Source organism: Ruegeria sp. O6 (assembly GCF_056535045.1).
Window position 1 is genome coordinate 56,924 of the sequence record NZ_JBQERM010000013.1, and the last position, 17,696, is coordinate 74,619.

Annotated in this window: 17 protein-coding genes; 11 read left to right on the top strand and 6 right to left on the bottom strand. The window is 58.1% G+C overall.

All coding sequences use genetic code 11. The features are described 5' to 3' along the window. Positions 1-2: 2 nt before the first annotated feature. Genes ACR0DY_RS15745 through ACR0DY_RS15765 form a run of 5 tightly spaced genes read right to left on the bottom strand, consistent with a single transcriptional unit; the run spans position 3 to position 5,128 of the window. Positions 3-551 carry a cytochrome c oxidase subunit 3 gene (locus ACR0DY_RS15745; RefSeq protein WP_480898679.1) on the bottom strand — a complete coding sequence of 183 codons (549 nt, stop codon included), beginning with the start codon at positions 549-551 and terminating at the stop codon, positions 3-5. Then, complete coding sequence (locus tag ACR0DY_RS15750) at positions 548-2,470, bottom strand: nitric oxide reductase activation protein NorD (RefSeq protein ID WP_480546670.1); 1,923 nt, start codon at positions 2,468-2,470, stop codon at positions 548-550. Before ACR0DY_RS15750 ends, ACR0DY_RS15745 begins: the two co-directional genes overlap by 4 nt. Before the next feature lie 9 nt (positions 2,471-2,479). After that, positions 2,480-3,289, bottom strand: a complete 810-nt coding sequence (locus ACR0DY_RS15755) for an AAA family ATPase (protein ID WP_480484317.1) — start codon at positions 3,287-3,289, stop codon at positions 2,480-2,482. Between the two features lie 5 nt (positions 3,290-3,294). After that, positions 3,295-4,662, bottom strand: a complete 1,368-nt coding sequence (locus tag ACR0DY_RS15760) for a cbb3-type cytochrome c oxidase subunit I (protein ID WP_209507056.1) — start codon at positions 4,660-4,662, stop codon at positions 3,295-3,297. A gap of 16 nt (positions 4,663-4,678) precedes the next feature. Beyond that, positions 4,679-5,128, bottom strand: coding sequence for a c-type cytochrome (locus tag ACR0DY_RS15765; RefSeq protein WP_209597154.1), 450 nt, complete (start codon positions 5,126-5,128; stop codon positions 4,679-4,681). Positions 5,129-5,392: 264 nt separating this feature from the next. Between ACR0DY_RS15765 and ACR0DY_RS15770 the strand changes: the two genes are divergently transcribed. Next, positions 5,393-6,499, top strand: coding sequence for a Hint domain-containing protein (locus ACR0DY_RS15770; RefSeq protein WP_480484316.1), 1,107 nt, complete (start codon positions 5,393-5,395; stop codon positions 6,497-6,499). A 28-nt stretch (positions 6,500-6,527) separates the two neighbouring features. Here the strand turns inward: ACR0DY_RS15770 and ACR0DY_RS15775 are convergent, their stop codons facing one another. Next, entirely contained in the window at positions 6,528-7,724 is a 1,197-nt protein-coding gene (locus ACR0DY_RS15775; RefSeq protein ID WP_480484315.1) for an NnrS family protein, read from the bottom strand. Between the two features lie 243 nt (positions 7,725-7,967). Here ACR0DY_RS15775 and ACR0DY_RS15780 point away from each other — a divergent pair, with 243 nt between their 5' ends. The 10 genes from ACR0DY_RS15780 to nirJ all read left to right on the top strand — a co-directional run bounded on the left by ACR0DY_RS15780 (position 7,968) and on the right by nirJ (position 17,630). After that, positions 7,968-9,644 (top strand): cytochrome D1 domain-containing protein, encoded by a 1,677-nt coding sequence (locus ACR0DY_RS15780; RefSeq protein ID WP_480484314.1) that lies wholly within the window; start codon positions 7,968-7,970, stop codon positions 9,642-9,644. Between the two features lie 124 nt (positions 9,645-9,768). After that, positions 9,769-11,556 carry a NapC/NirT family cytochrome c gene (locus ACR0DY_RS15785; RefSeq protein ID WP_480898683.1) on the top strand — a complete coding sequence of 596 codons (1,788 nt, stop codon included), beginning with the start codon at positions 9,769-9,771 and terminating at the stop codon, positions 11,554-11,556. 54 nt (positions 11,557-11,610) lie between these two features. Continuing rightward, positions 11,611-12,012: a cupredoxin domain-containing protein gene (locus ACR0DY_RS15790; RefSeq protein WP_480484312.1), complete on the top strand. Its 402-nt coding sequence runs from the start codon at positions 11,611-11,613 to the stop codon at positions 12,010-12,012. A gap of 201 nt (positions 12,013-12,213) precedes the next feature. Continuing rightward, entirely contained in the window at positions 12,214-12,975 is a 762-nt protein-coding gene (cobA, locus tag ACR0DY_RS15795; protein ID WP_480484311.1) for a uroporphyrinogen-III C-methyltransferase, read from the top strand. After that, positions 12,968-13,351, top strand: coding sequence for a c-type cytochrome (locus tag ACR0DY_RS15800; protein ID WP_480484310.1), 384 nt, complete (start codon positions 12,968-12,970; stop codon positions 13,349-13,351). Before cobA ends, ACR0DY_RS15800 begins: the two co-directional genes overlap by 8 nt. Then, positions 13,348-14,493, top strand: a complete 1,146-nt coding sequence (locus tag ACR0DY_RS15805) for a cytochrome D1 domain-containing protein (RefSeq protein ID WP_480484309.1) — start codon at positions 13,348-13,350, stop codon at positions 14,491-14,493. The genes ACR0DY_RS15800 and ACR0DY_RS15805 overlap by 4 nt, the downstream gene beginning before the upstream one ends. Before the next feature lie 3 nt (positions 14,494-14,496). Beyond that, positions 14,497-15,486, top strand: a complete 990-nt coding sequence (gene ahbB / locus ACR0DY_RS15810) for a siroheme decarboxylase subunit beta (protein ID WP_480488730.1) — start codon at positions 14,497-14,499, stop codon at positions 15,484-15,486. Further along, on the top strand, positions 15,483-15,932 hold the full coding sequence (locus ACR0DY_RS15815) for an Lrp/AsnC family transcriptional regulator (protein WP_480477381.1): 450 nt from the start codon (positions 15,483-15,485) through the stop codon (positions 15,930-15,932). The genes ahbB (ACR0DY_RS15810) and ACR0DY_RS15815 overlap by 4 nt, the downstream gene beginning before the upstream one ends. Further along, positions 15,929-16,411 (top strand): siroheme decarboxylase subunit beta, encoded by a 483-nt coding sequence (gene ahbB, locus ACR0DY_RS15820; protein WP_480484307.1) that lies wholly within the window; start codon positions 15,929-15,931, stop codon positions 16,409-16,411. Before ACR0DY_RS15815 ends, ahbB (ACR0DY_RS15820) begins: the two co-directional genes overlap by 4 nt. Positions 16,412-16,415: 4 nt before the next feature. After that, on the top strand, positions 16,416-17,630 hold the full coding sequence (gene nirJ, locus ACR0DY_RS15825; RefSeq protein ID WP_480484306.1) for a heme d1 biosynthesis radical SAM protein NirJ: 1,215 nt from the start codon (positions 16,416-16,418) through the stop codon (positions 17,628-17,630). Positions 17,631-17,696 lie beyond the last annotated feature (66 nt).

The following is a 17,696-nucleotide window of genomic DNA, read 5'->3' on the forward strand; positions in this document are numbered from 1 at the left end:
GTTTATCCCAGAAGATAAATCACGGGAAACAGCAGGATCCAGACCAGATCGACCATGTGCCAGAACTGTGCGCCCGCCTCGATGTTACGAGGATCATCGCGCCACGCGACCAGCAACAGAATACCCACCCCGGCCAGAACATGCGCCGCGTGAAATCCTGTCAGCAGGTAGTAGAACATGAAGAACGGGTGGGTTTCATAGGTAATGCCCTGCCCCGCCTTTCCAGCATATTCCACGCTTTTGATAACCAGGAATGCGATCCCAAGTACGGCCGCGCCTGTCAGGGCAAGCCTGGCCTTGAACCGGAATGCTGCGCGGCGCCAGTTCAGGGCCTGCGCGGCCAGGTAGCCAGATGTGACCAGTATTGCAGTGTTAAAGGCTGCATCTGTTCGATAAAGATGCGATTGCGCCTCGGCAAAGCCTGCAGGGTCGGTCAGGCGAACGCCCATGAACGCGATCAGCCCGGCACCAAAAACCAGCAGCTCACTGATAATCAGAACCCACATCAGCAATTCGCCCGGAAGCTCGTCGATGAAGGAGGTTTCGCTCATGCACCGACCAATTGGCGATATATTTGCGGCAACGCCATGGTCAGGCGGTGCGGGTCTGGGATAACAGCGAAACCGCCCTGTCCGAACATGCGGGGGAACCAGCTTTTGCCGGTTTTGTCGATGGTGACACCAAAAACCGATTGCCCGGCGCGGCGTGCCTCACGCACGGCCATGCAGGTGTCTTCAATACCGTGACGCCCTTCGTAATGGTCAAGGTCATTGGGTTTGCCATCGGTGATCACCAGCAACAGGCGGCGTTTGCGGGTCTGACTTGCCAGATCCTTTGAACAGTGACGGATCGCGGCCCCAAGCCGCGTGTAATGGCCTGGTCGCAGCGACGCGATACGTTGTTCAACTTTGGCACCCATCGGCTCATCAAACCGTTTGCATCGCTGGATATAAACGCGCTGGCGTTTCAGCGAACTGAAGGCATGAATGGCGAAATCGTCACCGCAGGCGTTCAGGCCCCAGGCCAAAGCGGCCAGAGCTTCACGTTCAATGTCGATCACGGCGCGGCCGGTTACGGCACTTTCGGTGGACCGGCTGACATCCAGCAGGATCGAGACTGCCAGGTCGCGCGCCTCGGGGCGGGATTGTTGCCAAATGCGGTCGTTGCTTTCGCCGCTGGCCATGCGGTCGGTTTCGGCACGCACGGCGGCTTCGATATCCAGCTGGTCACCGTCCAGATGGCCGCGTGTCATCACACGACCGGGGCGCAGCGCCTCGAACTGGCGTTTGACCGCGCGGATGCGGCGGGCGGTGGCAGGGTCCTTGCCGAAGGCGGCAGCGTCGTCGCGGATATCCGCATCCGACAGCAGGACGTTGACGTGATCTGGCAGATACCGGCCCGATCGCACGTCCCATTCGGGATAGAGGATGCGACCGGACAGACGCTCGCGGTTCACATCCTCGGGTGCCAGATCAAGGTGCAGCTTCAGCCGCGTTGGGGGGGCTTTTGATATCTGACCCAGGCCAATTTCTTCCTGATCATCGGCCGCTTTCTTGGCATTGTCGGGATCATCATCGTCGATGCGGCGGTTGATGTTCAGGAACTCGGCCCAGCTGAGGATGGCTTCGAACTTATGCAGAATGAAACTGTCGCTGCGCTCGGCCTGATCCGATTTGCGACGACGGGCGCGGTGGGTTTTCTCACCGGATTCCTCGGGTGGACCTTCAGTTTCGGGGTTTTCCACCTCGTTATGTTCGGAAAAGCCAACTGCGCGCAGTTCAGGCCACAGGGGAACCGGGCGCATAGGCTGATAGCCGCGAGGGGCGATCAGGTCCTCGTCCAGTGTCAGAAGCTGCTCGGCTTTCGCCGACAGCGGTTGAGGGTCACCCAACTTATGGCGGATCAGCTCTTCGACTGCGTCCTCAGTCGGTGGCAGATTGGGGATATCGCGCTGATGCAGCACGCCCTTGCAAAGTTCGGTATAAAGTGGGCGCAGGCCGGGGGCGTCGTCCAGGGTCGCATCAACCATGCTCTGCGCGGCGATCAACGCGCGCAGGTCGGCGCGCAGCGGGTCGTCTTCATCAATTCGCGTTCCGGCATGGGCAGCCGCGGCGGCCAGCCAAACATACAACGCGCCGTTGGCTTCGCGGGCCGGAAAAACCGCCAGACGGTCCGGTAGGCGCAGAACTTCACCATCGAACGAGGCGCGTGGCATCAGTTCTGCCTCGGTTGCCAGACGACGACGCCAACCCAGACGGTGGTGTGAAACCTCGGGCGAGACCGGGCGCAATTCTACGCCCGGACCACCGCCCAGCCCTCGAAAGAGGACGGCCAGCCGCCCCGCGACCTCAGAAAGGTCGACCGCGGCTCCATCGTGCACCTGTGGTGCATCGAGGCGGCTGGCAAGGGTGTGCCACAGTTTCCCGATCGTTTCTTCGGGTTCCCATGGCTCAAAATCGATCTTGACCATTGGCTGGCCTCACCCAAAGACAGCCGTAACAAGATCGAGGAGCCCGCGTTTGATATCCTCGTCATCTGTCAGAGGTTCGATCATGGCGGCAAGGATGGCGCGGTCGGTGGACATGCCCTGTGCGATCAGTGTCGCGGCATAGACAACCAGACGAGTGGAGACGCCTTCCTCAAGATCCTGACCCTTGAGCCCGCGCAGCTTGCCCGCCAGCCGCACCAGCGGCTTGCAACGTTCCAGCGGCAGACCGCTTTCCTGCGCGACCACTTCGGCTTCCATCTGTGCGGACGGGAAATCGAACTCCAAAGAGATGAAGCGTTGCCGGGTCGAAGGTTTCAGGGTTTTCAGGATATTCTGGTATCCGGGGTTATATGAGGCGACCAGCATGAAGCCGGGTGCGGCCTCAAGTTCTTCGCCGGTGCGATCGATTGGCAGGATGCGCCGGTCATCGGTCAGCGGGTGCAGAACAACAGTAACGTCCTTGCGGGCCTCGACCACCTCATCGAGATAGCAGATTGCGCCTTCGCGCACCGCGCGGGTCAGGGGGCCATCAACCCAGACGGTTTCCCCGCCTTTCAGCAGATAACGGCCAATCAGGTCGGCGGCGGCCAGATCGTCATGGCAGGCTACGGTATAAAGCGGGCGGCCAAGTTTTGCGGCCATGTGGGCGACAAAGCGGGTTTTGCCGCAGCCCGTCGGACCTTTCAGAAGAACTGGCAAATCGTTGTTATACGCTGCGGCAAATACATCGCATTCATCGCCTTGGGGCAGGTAGAAGGGGGCGTTTGCCGCCCCCTCATTCAGTTTCATGGAACCGTCCATATCCATCACTCCGCAGGGGTTTCAGCTGCGCCGGGTTCAATGACTTCTTTCCGGGGAACCCAGATCGAGTAGATGAACAGCAGCGCACCAAGGACCACGACGATACCGGAACCCAGACGCATCCAGTAGAAGATTGCGATCTGGTCTTGTACGTCCATGAAGTAGTCTCCGACCACACGTTGCATGTGAGTCTGCACGGTACCACCGAAGGTCAACACGAAGGTCATAAAGACCATACCGCTGGTCATCAGCCAGAACGAGCCCATGTTCAGCACCTGATTGTAAGGATCACGATTCTTCAGGATCGGCATCGCGTAGCTGAAGATCGCAAGGTTGAGGCAGACATAGGCGCCGTAGAAGGCCAGGTGACCATGGGCCGCAGTGATTTGCGTACCGTGGGTATAATAGTTCACCCCGTGCAGCGTATGCAGAAAGCCCCAGACACCGGCACCGAAGAAGGCAAGCGTTGCGCAACCCAGCGACCACAGCAGAGCGGCTTTGTTGGGGTGGTCACGACGGCCTTTCCAGACCATGACGAAGGCAAAGGCCATCATCGCGAAGAACGGGATCACCTCGAGGCTTGAGAAGATCGAACCGATCCACTGCCAGTAACCGGGGGTACCGATCCAATAGTAGTGGTGACCTGTTCCAAGAATGCCCGAGAACAGCGCAGCGGCGACGATGACGTATAGCCATTTTTCCACCACCTCGCGGTCAACACCGGTCAGCTTCAGCATCAGGTACGCCAGGATCGACGCCATGATCAGTTCCCACACACCTTCGACCCACAGGTGGACAACATACCACCAGTATTGCTTGTCCAGCGACAGGTTGCCCGGGTTGTAGAAGGCAAACAGGAACAGCAGCGCCAAACCCCACAGACCCAACAACAGGATGTTGGTGATGGCAGTCTTCTTGCCCTTCAGAACGGTCATGGACACGTTGTAAAGGAAGATCAGTGCGGCAACGACGATACCGGCCTTGACCCATTTGGGTTGCTCAAGGAACTCGCGCCCCTCTTTGCCCAGCAGCCAGTTGCCTTCGAACAGGTTGAAGACATAGGTCAAAACCACGCCCAACGTACCGACCACAAGAATGATCAGCTGCAAATAGGCCAGCTTGGGCGAATGGATTTCACGCTCGGCCTCTTCCGGGATCAGGAAATAGGCCGCCCCGAAGAAGCCCAGTATCAGCCAGACAATCAGCGAGTTGGTGTGCAGCATCCGCACGATATTGAACGGCAGAAGCTCGCTCAGGAAGTTAGGCGACACATAGATCAGACCGGCCAGCAGGCCGCCGATCACCTGGATCGCGAACAACGCCATGGCTACCGCAAAGTAGGCATAGGCGATTTTTTGGGATTCATATTTCATTGCTCCATTCCCCTTCTCAGCCAGCCTCGTTGGGCGGCCAGTCCTGAGCATCGATATTGTCCGTCCAGATCAGGAAGTTGGTCAGATCCCGGATCTCTTCGTCGCTGAGGTTGAATTGCGGCATCTGCCGACGACCGGGAATGCCGGTGGGTTGTGCCTCCATCCAGCCCTTGAGGGATTCAAAGGCCGATTCCGGGTCGTCCAACACGCCCCAACGTGTCATCACATTGCCGACCTCAGGGGCAAAGTACGCCCCTTCGCCAAGGATCGTGTGGCAGTTGATACAGGCGTGTTTTTCCCAAACATGTTTGCCCCGAACCACACTTTCGTCGAGCTTCGCGGCATTTTCGGAATTGACGATATACAGATGTGAATGGGCTGATAGAGCCAGAAAGATGAGGATGAAGAACAGTGACCCGCCATAGAATATGTTGCGAGCCATGCTCTTTGTCATGACTTCTCGCATCGCGCTCTCCTTTGCGCAGATTAGCTAGTGCAGGCAACATGACGTGCGGGTCGCAGGGCTGCCTTAACGAAAGTCAAGACTTCTAAAGTATCCTCAGGAACGAGATCAGAGATCCGCAAACACCGAGAATAACGAAATGACCTTAGGGTCGCCTTGAAATCTGAGGCAATTGTGAACACTTTCGCGTCGACTTCTTGATATACCGGACGTAATCAACCACCTGAGAAAAGGTGAAAATTCCGCTTCAAAGATTGATGGGCAAAAATGGCGAACTATTCCTATATCGGTTATACACCCGGTGTCATCACGGTGAATACGATTGGGCCGGACACGGTTACGTTGGATGTCAATTTTGATCCCGACACGGATCGTCGTTTGTTCAGCGTGACTGACGCAGCCGGTGGTTTTATTCAAAACGGCGGCGGACCACCTATCCCCGATACAGGGAATGTTTTCAACGGTGACCGCTTTGACAACGAAGACGGTGATGACCTGACGCAGACCGGTACTATCACCACCCTCGATGGTTCGACCACCTTTCTAAGCGGCCCAATATACCTGGAAGAATCCTACGTTCTGTCCAAACCAGGCGGGGGCACAATTACTGTATATCGCGTCGAAGTTGACGGCGTATTGGGCGGCTATATTACCTCTGAACCTCTTGTGCCCGGTACGACCTACTCGATGAACATCGTGAACGTCACGCCGACCAATGCGCCCGACACAACTGACCCGGCTGCCATCATTGACGTGCCGTGCTTTACTGCCGGAACACTTATCATGACGCCAGAAGGTCCGATGCCCATCGAGGATCTGAAGGTGGGTGACATGGTCATGACTGCCGACAACGGGTCACAACATGTACGTTGGATCGGAACGCGGCATCTGGATCAAGCGGCGCTTCGCGCCCGTCCCAGGCTGAAACCCATTCGGATCGAGGCCGGTTCATTAGGCGATCGGGTACCACGGCGCGACCTGCTTGTTTCGCCACAGCACCGTATGCTGGTTCGATCCCGGATCGCCGTCAGAATGTTTGACACCGAAGAAATCCTTGTTCCGGCCCACATACTTGTTGCCAGCCCCGGAATCTGTGTCGCAGACGAAACCGTGTCAGTCACGTATTTCCATTTGCTGTTCGACCGTCATGAAATCATCTACGCGGAAGGGGCCCCGTCAGAGAGCCTGTTCACTGGTGCGCAGGCCCTGTCCAGCGTTCACCCTGACGCCCGAGAGGAGATCTTCACTCTGTTTCCGGAACTGGCTGAACCGGGGCACGTCCCTCAGGCTGCGCGGCAAATACCCGCAAAAGGAAGACGCGCACGCGCGCTCGTCCAGCGTCACGTCAAGAACGAACGCCCCTTGATATCCTGAAACGGCAAGCCGCGGCGAAACGAACGGGTCAGCCCTGCTTTGTTGCGCGCGGGCCTGTCAGCGCCGGCCACATGGCAAACAGGTACAACCCAATTGCGGCAATCCAAAGCCCGTCAGCCGTCAGCATGGCCACCATATAGCCACCTGCCAGCCCGGACCCCAGCCAGCGGACCAAAGCCGCCGCCGCCATAAGTCCGTATCCGACCGCCATAGGCGACGGTGCAACAAGGGGGCGGCCACTGTGGCCAAGGGCGGCGCGGCTCATGACGGCAAGGGTCATGCCACCAACGCACCCGATCCCCAAAATGTGCAGCGCGCCGATCTCATTACCATATCCGATGACGGCAGACCCCCACAGCAACAACCCAAGGGCCAGCATCATCAGGCCCAGGTGCAAAGCAATCAGGATCGGCTGCCGCAGCGCCCAACCCGCTCTCCACCGTGCCATGCGCATCAGCTGGGCGCCGCCCAGCAACAACGCGCAGATACCCGCCAAGGAAACACTGCCCAAGCTCAGCACCAACAACGGCAGCACAAGGGCAAGCGCCATCACGGCCTTTTCCAGCGGCGCATTTGAAACCGGCCACAGGGCTTCGGGTACACCGTCGCGTTTCATTGCATTGCGCGTAAAGGCTGGTGTGATCCGTCCCCCCAGTATCGCTATCATAGAACACAAGGTCAGCAGCCCTGCGCGCACCCCGGTATTCAACGTGTCTGTGGTGATACCAATCCATTCCAGATGAACCATCAGGTTGGCCACCCATACCAAACTCAGGAGATACAGAAATATCATGTTCTGTGGCTTGGGCCTGCGTATCAGCTGGCTGGCAATCTTCAGGACAAGGATCGGGACAAAGCTCAGGTCGACAATCGCGACGGTGATCAGAGAGAGCGATCCTGAAAACCACACCGCCAGCCGCCCCGCCATCCAGATCAGCGCTACAATCGTGACAAAGCGCGCGCGCACTTCGGGCGTGCCGGTCCAGTTCGGAACTGCCGTCAGAAAGAACCCACCCAGTGCTGCCGTTGCATAGCCAAAAATCATCTCATGGGCATGCCACATGACCGGGGGCATTCCATAACTTTGCTCGTCATAAGGTAAAAGCCCATCCAGTGAGGCCAGCCAAACACCCCAGGCGACACCGGCAAACACACCATAAAGACCGGCGGAAAGGAAAAATATCCGAAATCCTTCGCTGAAAATGCGCGATATTGCAGATGACATGCCTGCTCTCCATGGCTCATCTTATCGTTCAACAAGCAGTACCGTCCGACGGGATTGGGGCACTTAACCGAAATCAAGACGCCATAAACATGTGTGAAAAAAACAGGTTTTATTGGTGAAATCTGCACCTGGTTTTTGTCCAAAGAACAAAGTTAGCGCCGCGCCCGTTGACTTTGGTCAAGGATGACAATCCCGTGATGGATCAGTCTCCGCATTGCCTCACCACGCAAATGGAGAGTGATCATGTCACTTGGAATCAGCTACAACAAGACCGGCCGCGCATTTGGGGTCGGATTGGCAATGTTGTTGGGCAGCGTCGCTGCTCCAGCTTTTGCCGACGAGCCAACACTTAGCGACGAAGCCTTTGAAGCTTCGAAACAACTGTACTTTGAACAATGTGCAGGCTGCCACGGGGTTTTGCGCAAAGGCGCTACCGGTAAAAACCTGGAACCGCATTGGAAGAAGACCGCAGCCGACGGCACCGTAACCGAAGGCGGCACCCTGAAACTGGGTCAGGAACGCCTTGAGAAAATCATCGCCTGGGGAACTGAAGGCGGGATGAACAACTTCTCGGACATCATGTCTGAGCAGGAAATCAAGGATATGGCGACATACATCATGATGGAGGCCCCAAAGCCGCCTGAAATGTCGCTGGAACAGATGAAGGCAACCCGCAAGGTTTACGTCGAAGAAGCAGACTACCCGACCGAGCCGCTTCACGGCCGCAACTGGGAAAACTTCTTTGTCGTCATCGAACGCGATGTGGGCAAGGTTGCCGTCATCGACGGTGACACGAAAGAAGTGCTGACGCATATTCCGACCGGCTATGCCGTGCACGTCCTGAAGGCTTCGGAACATCACAACATCACCGAACCCGAAACACCTGGACGTTTCTGGTACACAATGGGCCGTGACGGCAAGATGACCAAGATCGACCTCTGGCAAACGCCGGACAAGATGCTGGTTTCGGAAGTCAAGATCGCCTATGACGCGCGCGATGTCGCCGTGTCCGGTGACGGCAAATACGTCATCGGTGGTGGGTACTGGCCGCCTCACTTTGCGATCGTTGATGCGCAGACCATGGAGCCGGTCAAAGTCGTTTCGACCCGTGGCACAAACGTAGATGGTGAGTATGTGGAAGAAGCCCGTGTGGCCGCTATCTACACCACGCCGAACGAACCCACCTGGATCGTTGCCGTGAAAGAGCTGGGTCAGCTTTGGCAGGTTGACTACACCGACCTCGACAACTTGCGGATTGACAAGATCAACTCGGCCAAGTTCCTGCATGACGGGTTCTTCGACCCGACAGGCCGGTACTTCCAGATCGCGGCAAACGCATCGAACAAGATGGTCGTTGTCGATACCGAAACGCACAAGCTTGAGGCTATGATCGACACCGCTGCCCTGCCGCACCCCGGCCCGGGCGCGAACTGGATTGACCCGAACTGCGGACCTGTGGCGGGCACAACCCATCTGGGTGTCGGTACCGTGACAGTCTGGGGCAACGACCCAGAAGGCCACCCGGATCAGGCGTGGAAAACCTGTTACGAGGTGGAAACCGACGGCCCCGGCCTGTTTGTCCGCACCCACCCGAACTCGGATTACATCTGGGCTGATCAGACCAAACACCCCGAGCCGGAAATTCAACAATCGGTTCAGGTCATCTCGAAAGAGACCGGCGAGATCGTGAAAACCATCCAGATCACCGAAGACGAAGGCAGCGCCGCTGTTCACTTCGAATTCAACGCCGATGGTACCGAGGTCTGGGTTTCCAAGTGGAACCTGTCGGACTCGAAGGAACCCAACGGTCAGATTGTGATCTTCGACGCCAAGACATTGGAAGAGATCGGTCGGATTGACGGACTTTACGCGCCAACCGGCAAGTTCAATGTCCACAACCGGTCGAACCACGTCACCTGAGGGGTTCGCAACCTAAACCGGAAAGGGCGGGCCCCTCGCCCGCCCTTTCCTCGTTTGACAGATCCGCCAAACTCACCGGCCTGCCACCCAAGGCCAGACAAGACAGCCAAAACGGAGCCCGGATATGACTTCCGAACCGGATAAGAAAAAACCGATCTGGCGCCGGTATTTCCTGTGGGGAATGCCCGTGGCCGGTATTGCTGCGGCTTTCGCCGCCGGCATCATCTTCTGGGGTGGGTTCAACACCGCCATGGAAGCCACGAATACCAAGGAATTCTGTGTCTCGTGCCACGAGATGCGGGATTTTGTTTATGCGGAATACCAGGGCACGATCCACGACGTGAACCGGTCGGGCGTTGGTGCGGTCTGCTCGGACTGTCACGTGCCCAAGGACTGGACCCATAAGATCATTCGAAAAATAAAAGCCTCGAAAGAGCTTTATGGAAAGATGGTCGGCACCATCAACACCCGCGAGAAATTCGAAGCCAAGCGCATTCATCTTGCCATGAATGAGTGGGAGAGGATGAAATCGACGGACTCGCGTGAATGTCGAAACTGCCATGACTTTGAATCGATGATGCCCGAATTCCAGCGTCCCCGTGCGCGTCAGCAGCACCTGAACGCAATGGAAACCGGTCAGACATGTATCGACTGCCACAAGGGCATTGCACACTCGAACATCCGAGACCGCGCATCCGACGAATATCTGGAAGAGCTTGAAGCGCCAAATCCGGCCTTCATTCGACCAATTCCGCCAGAATACCTTGCCAGCCTTGAACGGATCGAAGCCAAGGAAGCTGCCGAGGCCGAGGCTGAGAAAGCTGCAAAGAAAGCCCAGCAGGAGGCCGTTCAGGCCCAGATTGCGGCAGCAGTTGACGCCGCTGTCGCGGAAGAGCGGGCAACGGCTGCAACCGATGGGTCTGCAACACCTGCCAGCAGTGAAAGCGGCGATGTTGGTGCCAACATCGACTGGAATGCGGTGGCTAGTGCGGACCTGAAACTGTTCTACCCAGGCCAGGCGTCATTTGAATGGGTGCAGAACGGAAAAACCCATGGCGGGGCCCGCCCGCTGACCAAAGGTGGTGATCAATGTTCGACCTGTCATGCCAAGGAACTGGATGCGATTGGTAACAAGATCGTTGCCGGTGGCGAGCTGGAACCCACTCCGATCCCCGGCAAACGCGGTGTGATCGACGCAACCGTTCAGGCGGCACATGATGACGAAAACCTGTACATCCGTCTGCAATGGCCGGATGCGGGGCACAACCCTGCTCCGTTTGTCGATGGCGGCAAAATGGATCCTGAAAACCAGATCAAGGTCGCTATGATGATCACCGGAACCGGTATCGAGCTGGGCGATCAGGTCGGGTGCTGGGCGTCGTGCCACGCCGACAACACCTATATGCCCTTTGCGCCTGAGGCCGATGCAATTGCCGCAAACGGGGATGTTTCCGGTCGCCTGACCGCTCAGGACACCGTGACCAAGTACCTCAGCGAAAGCCGCACCGAGATCGAGATCAAAGGTCGAGGCGGCAAGGCTTTGGGCGGTTGGGACAAGTTGCAGGCCACCGAACAAATCGAGCAGTATCTGGCTGACGGCACCTATCTTGACCTGATGCGTGTCTACGCGGACGGCAGCGCCACAAATGGTTATCTGCTGGAACAGCGGGTGGTCAATGATGGTGAGATTGCAGCCTCGGCAAACCTGTCTGGTGGCATGTGGACGGTTGTTTTCACACGTCCGCTGAACTCGGGCGCACCCGGCGATGTCCCGCTGGAGGCCGGTCAAACCTATACGGTCGGTTTTGCAATCCATGATGACTTTGCCGCCGCACGGTTCCACCACGTAACGCTGGATACCAGCCTAGCGCTCGACGACGACAGCGCGTTTATCAACGTGGTCAAGCAATAACAGTTTGGGGCCGGTTCTCCCGGCCCCAATTACTTTGGAAAGGAGACATGGACCATGAAACCCCACCGCCTTCTTCCCGCGCTGCTGCTTCTTGCCGCGCCAGCCTGGTCAGATGAAACCGCCGAGATCTGCGCCGAAGCCGAAGAGCGTTATGTCGAACTGTTCGGCCACCCCTCGGCCTCGGTCGAGGACGCCAAGGTGGTTTTGATGTACAACTACAATTTCTGCCCGTTCGAGCTGACAGTAAAGGCAGGTACAACTGTCCGATGGGTGAATGTCGACAAGCGCACCAGCCACAGTGTGTTGCTGAAAGATGGCAGCGAACCCGAAAGCGATCGGTTGTTCCCGGAAGAAACGGTTGAAATGACTTTCCTGACACCGGGCCCTCAGGATTATCTCTGCGGACCCCACTGGGAGACACAGAACATGATCGGGATGATCACTGTCGAGCCCTGATTTTAGGTGTACTTACAGGCTGAATTAAGGGGCGCGGGCGCAAATCCCGCGCTCCTTAACTTATGTCAAGGAGGTTGGTTTTCGATTGCGCCAATCTGCCTTCATGACACGCCCGGCCTACCCAGCAACGTCCCGCAAAAGCATTGGATTCGCGCAGGAAACCCCGGGTTTCGAAGACATTCAGACCCAGCGAGTTTGAACATGAGCGGTAAGGTTTTTCTGATTGGTGCAGGCCCCGGCGACCCCGAACTGATGACGCTGCGTGCCCTGCGAATGCTGCAGGAAGCAGATGTGGTGGTCTATGACAGGCTGGTGTCTGCTGATATCCTGAATCTGCACGCCGAAGGCGCGCGGCTGATCCCTGTTGGGAAAGCGCCCAAATGCCACACCGTCCCACAGGACCGGATCAACGAAATCCTTCTGGAAGAGGCCAGCGCAGGTCACACGGTCGCCCGTCTGAAAGGTGGCGATCCGATGATCTTTGGCCGCGGCTCGGAAGAAGCCGCTTATCTGATGGCCCATGGCGTGGCGGTCGAATACGCACCGGGGATAACGGCGGCGCAGGGCGCGTCCTGCTCGACCGGCGTGCCGCTGACCCATCGCGGTCTGGCCACCTCGGTTCAATATGTTACCGGACACCGGCAGGCAGACAAAGTGCTGGATCTGGACTGGAAACGCCTGGCCGACCCGGACACGACACTGGTGGTCTATATGGGTGTGGCCAATATCGGCCAGATCGCCATGGGGCTGATGACCGAAAACCTACCGGGATCAACACCGGTTCTGGCCATCGGAAATGCGACGACACCCGATGAACGCCGGCTGGTGTCACGGCTGGACCAATTGGCCAACGACGTGCGCACCTCCGGGTTGAAGGCACCAACGCTTTTCATCATCGGCAAAGTTGTCTCACTCTACGCCGAACAGCCCGTGGCGAACATTCTGGAACGGGCTCATGGCTAAGCTAGGGTGCAGAAATCGTGTGCCGCGTCCCGCGCCGAACAGAAATGTGCCCGGCCACAAGGGGTGGGTTGCCCGAACCTTTCTGACAACTGCGGTTCTGGCCGCAACGTCCGCCTTTGCTGCCGATGTCATTGATCCCAACGCACTGAAAAGACTTGTGCATCAGGATTGCGGCTCGTGCCACGGGTTATCACTGAAAGGCGGCCTGGGGCCTGATCTGCGCTCGAAAACACTGGAGCATTATGACGCCGAGGTTTTGACCGGCGTCATCCTTGACGGCATCCCCGATACGGCGATGCCCCCGTGGCGGCCCCTGATCAGCGAAGAAGAGGCCGAATGGATTGCCCGATACCTGCTGGAACAGGAGGCACAATGAAACACCTTATCCTCAGCCTTGCGGCGACATTGATGATGACCACGGCCCAGGCCGAGCCGATGGCAACAGGAGACCTTGGGCTGGTGATCGAACGTGCCAGCGGATCGGTCCTGTTGGTGGACCAGTCCGACCGTGCAGCTCTGGCCCGGATAGAAGGATTGGGCGATCTGTCCCACGCCTCGTTGGTCTATTCACCGGATGAACGTTTTGCCTATGTCTTTGGCCGCGACGGAGGCCTGACCAAGGTTGACATTGTCACCCGCCAGATCGTGAACCGTGTTGTGCAGTCCGGAAACGCCATTGGCGGCGCAATCTCGGACGATGGCGCCCTTGTAGCGGTATCGAATTACGAACCCGGCGGTGTGCGCGTGTTTGATGCGCAAACGCTGGAGATGGTGGCTGACATTCCCACCGGCAGCAAAACGATTGGTCTGGTCGACGCGCCGGGTCGCCGTTTCGTTTTCACAATGTGGGACACGGGTGAGACATGGATCGCGGATTTCGCACAAGGCGCGCCCGAGATCACCAAGATCCCCGATATCGGCAAGAACCCTTATGACGCGCTGATCACTGCCAATGGCCGCACCTATATCACCGGCCTGTTTGGCGAGGATGGTCTGACCGCGCTTGATCTGTGGTCCGACAACCCGGAACCGATCCGCGTTCTACCCGGCTATGGCCGTGGTCAGGAGGAAATGCCGGTCTACAAGATGCCCCATCTGGAAGGTTGGGCGCTGACAGGGTCCGAATTTGCCTTGCCCGCCGTTGGCCACCACGAGGTTTTGTGGATCGACTCCACCACCCTGACCGAGACCGGACGCACGCAAACCTACGGACAGCCGGTCTTTGCCATGGCCCGCCCGGACGGGCGGCAGGTCTGGGTTAACTTTGCCCACCCGCTGAACGATACCATTCAGGTCATCGATACCGTCAGCAAACAGATCATCCACGAATTCAAGCCCGGCCCGGCCGTTTTGCACATGGAATTCACGCCGCGCGGGCACGAGGTTTGGATCAGTGTGCGCGATGCGAACAAGGTCATGGTTTATGACACGCATAGTTTTGAAAAGCTGCGCGAGATCGAGGCCGAAAGCCCTTCGGGTATCTTCTTTACCGCGCGTGCGCACAAGACGGGTCTGTAAGTCATGCAACACATTACAGACCCGATCGACCGCCGCTTGCTGGATGAATTTCAGCGCGATTTCCCGGTGACCGAACGCCCGTTTCAGGTTCTTGGAAACGCACTTGGACTTGACGAAAGCGAAGTCATCCACCGCCTTTCAAGAATGCGCACTACGGGTCGCATCACGCGGGTTGGCGCAACCATCACGCCCGGCGTGGTGACGGCCAGTACGCTGGCGGCAGTGTCCGTCCCGGAGGAGCGGCTGGAAGAGGTCGCCGCCCTGATCGACGCCGAACCGGGTGTAAACCACAATTATCAGCGTGAGGATACCTGGAACCTCTGGTTCGTTGCAACCGGCCCGGATCGGGCGCATGTGGATGCTACCCTCGCACGGATCAGCCGGGTCACCGGGCTGCGGGTGCTGGATTTGCGGCTGGTGCGCCCTTTCAACGTTGATCTTGGGTTCCGCATGATCGGCGGGGTCAAAACCGTGCCTACAGCACGCCAGGTGGATGCAACTGCGATGCGCGAGGGTGATCGGTGTCTACTGCAGACGCTGAGTTCGGGACTGTCTCTGGTCGCTGAACCCTATGCAGATTTGGCACATTCACTGAACCGGGACGTTGATGATGTGATGGCGCGAGTCATCGCGTTGCATTCGGCCGGTATCATCTCGCGGCTGGGCGTCATCGTACGTCACCGGGCGCTTGGCTGGTCGGCCAATGCGATGGTGGTCTGGGACCTGCCGGCAGAGCAGATCGACATCGCTGGCCCCGCTTTGGCCGCTTTCCCAGGGGTGACCTTGTGTTACGAGCGCAACCCGGTGCCCGATGTGTGGCCATATCGCCTGTATTCCATGATCCACGCGCGGTCCCGCAGCGAAGCTTTGGACGTACTGGCCCGTGCGACGACCCTGTCCGAACTGACAGGTGCACGGAACAAGGTTCTGTTCTCTACCCGCTGTTTCAAGCAGACCGGTGCACTGATTCAAACCAAAGAGGTCGCCGCATGACGCTGGACCAAACTGACCGTGCGATCCTGAACCGTATGCAGGACGATCTGCCACTGGTTTCACATCCTTACGCAACAGTCGCCAAAGAACTTGACCTGTCCGAGGCCGAATTGCTGGCGCGCCTGACGCGCATGAAAGAGACACGCGTCATCACACGTTTTGGGCCGTTCTTCGATGCCGCTGCAATGGGCGGTGCCTTCTGCCTCTGCGCGATGGCCGTTCCAGCCGGGGAATTTGAAGCCGTCGTGACCAAAGTCAATGCACACCCCGAGGTCGCCCATAATTATGAACGCACGCACCGGCTGAACATGTGGTTCGTACTGGCCACTGAAACGCCCGAAGGAATCAGGGCCACAGCCGATGCAATCGAACGGGAAACGGGGATCGAGGTTCTTTGTTTCCCCAAACTTCAGGAATTCTACATCGGCTTTCGGGTGGCGGCATGATCGACGCAACAGACAGACAGATTATCCAAGCGCTACAGGGCGGATTGCCTCTGGTTTCTGCCCCATATGCTCAGGTTGCTGATGATCTGGGGATGCAGGAAGCCGATCTGCTTGAGAGGCTGTCAGCCCTCAAAGCGCGCGGCGTAATCCGCCGCATCGCGGCCGCCCCCAACCACTACAAGCTTGGCATGACCTCGAACGGCATGACTGTCTGGGATGTCGAAGATGACCGCATCGCCGAATTGGGCGCTCAGATCGGTGCTCTACCCTTTGTCACCCATTGCTATGAACGCCCGCGCGCCCTGCCCGACTGGCCCTACAATCTGTTTGCCATGGTTCACGGATCGGATCGGGATGAAGTCGAGGAAAAACGCGCCCAGATCACTATGATCCTGGGTGATGCCTGCCGGGCCAAGGATATCCTCTATTCCACGCGCATCCTGAAAAAGACCGGGCTGCGCCTGAAAAAGAAAGGCTGAGACGATGTTCCGCCTGACCGAATACATGCACCAGCTGGTCAAACCGACCCCGGTGCGAAAACGCCGCCCCGGTCCTGTGAAACCGGTTGTAATCTGGAACCTGACGCGGCGCTGCAATCTGAAGTGTCGTCATTGCTACACCGTCTCGGCGGATGTTGCGTTCCCGGGCGAGCTCAGCCACGAGCAAGCCATGGTAACCCTTGAGGATCTGGGCCAGTTTCGCGTCCCGGCCCTGATCCTCTCGGGTGGGGAACCACTGGACAGGTTCGATTTCTTCGACATTGCCAAACGTGCGCGCGACATTGTGCCGATGCTGGCGCTGTCGACCAACGGGACACGCATTCATGATGAAACAGCCGACATGATTGCCGACGTTGGTTTCAACTACGTTGGCATCTCGTTGGATGGGATCGGGGCCACGAATGACTGGTTCCGCGGTGTTGAAGGGGCTTTTGCCGACGCCCTGCGCGGTGTGCGCGAATGCAAGAGGCGCGGCATCAAGGTTGGCTTGCGGTTCTGCCTGACCGAAGGCACGCAGCATCACCTGCCGGACCTGCTTCAGCTATGCGATGACGAGGGCGTCGACAAGTTTTACCTGTCGCACCTGGTTTATGCCGGGCGTGGTGACAAGAACCGTGGTGAAGATGCCGAGCATCAGCGCACCCGCAAGGGAATGGATCTGCTGTTGGAGCGCGCGTGGGAGGCTGCCTCGGGCGGTCGCCCGCTGGACATCGTAACCGGCAACAATGACGCAGATGCGGGGTATTTTCTGAACTGGATTCGTGCGCATTTCGACGTTGACAAGGCTGCGCATGTCCGCGAGCATCTGGCCGCTTGGGGAGGAAATTCCAGCGGTTTGGGTGTGGCCAATATCGATAATCTGGGCCGGGTCCATCCTGACACCTACTGGTCTGATTACACAGTCGGCAACGTCAAGACGACATCGTTTTCCGAGCTTTGGACCAGCGACGATCCGATGCTGGCCATGCTGCGCACGCGTCCGCGCCCCCTCAAGGGGCGCTGTGGGGCCTGTGAGCTAAAGGATGTCTGCGGTGGCAACACCCGCATCCGGGCCCTGCAACTGACCGGTGATCCCTGGGCCGAAGATCCGGCCTGTTACCTGACAAACGAAGAAATCGGTGTTGACGACGCAGGCGAGCGTCTGCGGGTCACGCCGTTCCGGGGGAAAAGCCATGATCCGGCGCATCAGTTCTTTTGATCCTGTCTGCTTTGAGCCTTCGACATGGGCGCCAGAGACACGTAACGGAGCCTCCGGCGGGAGTAT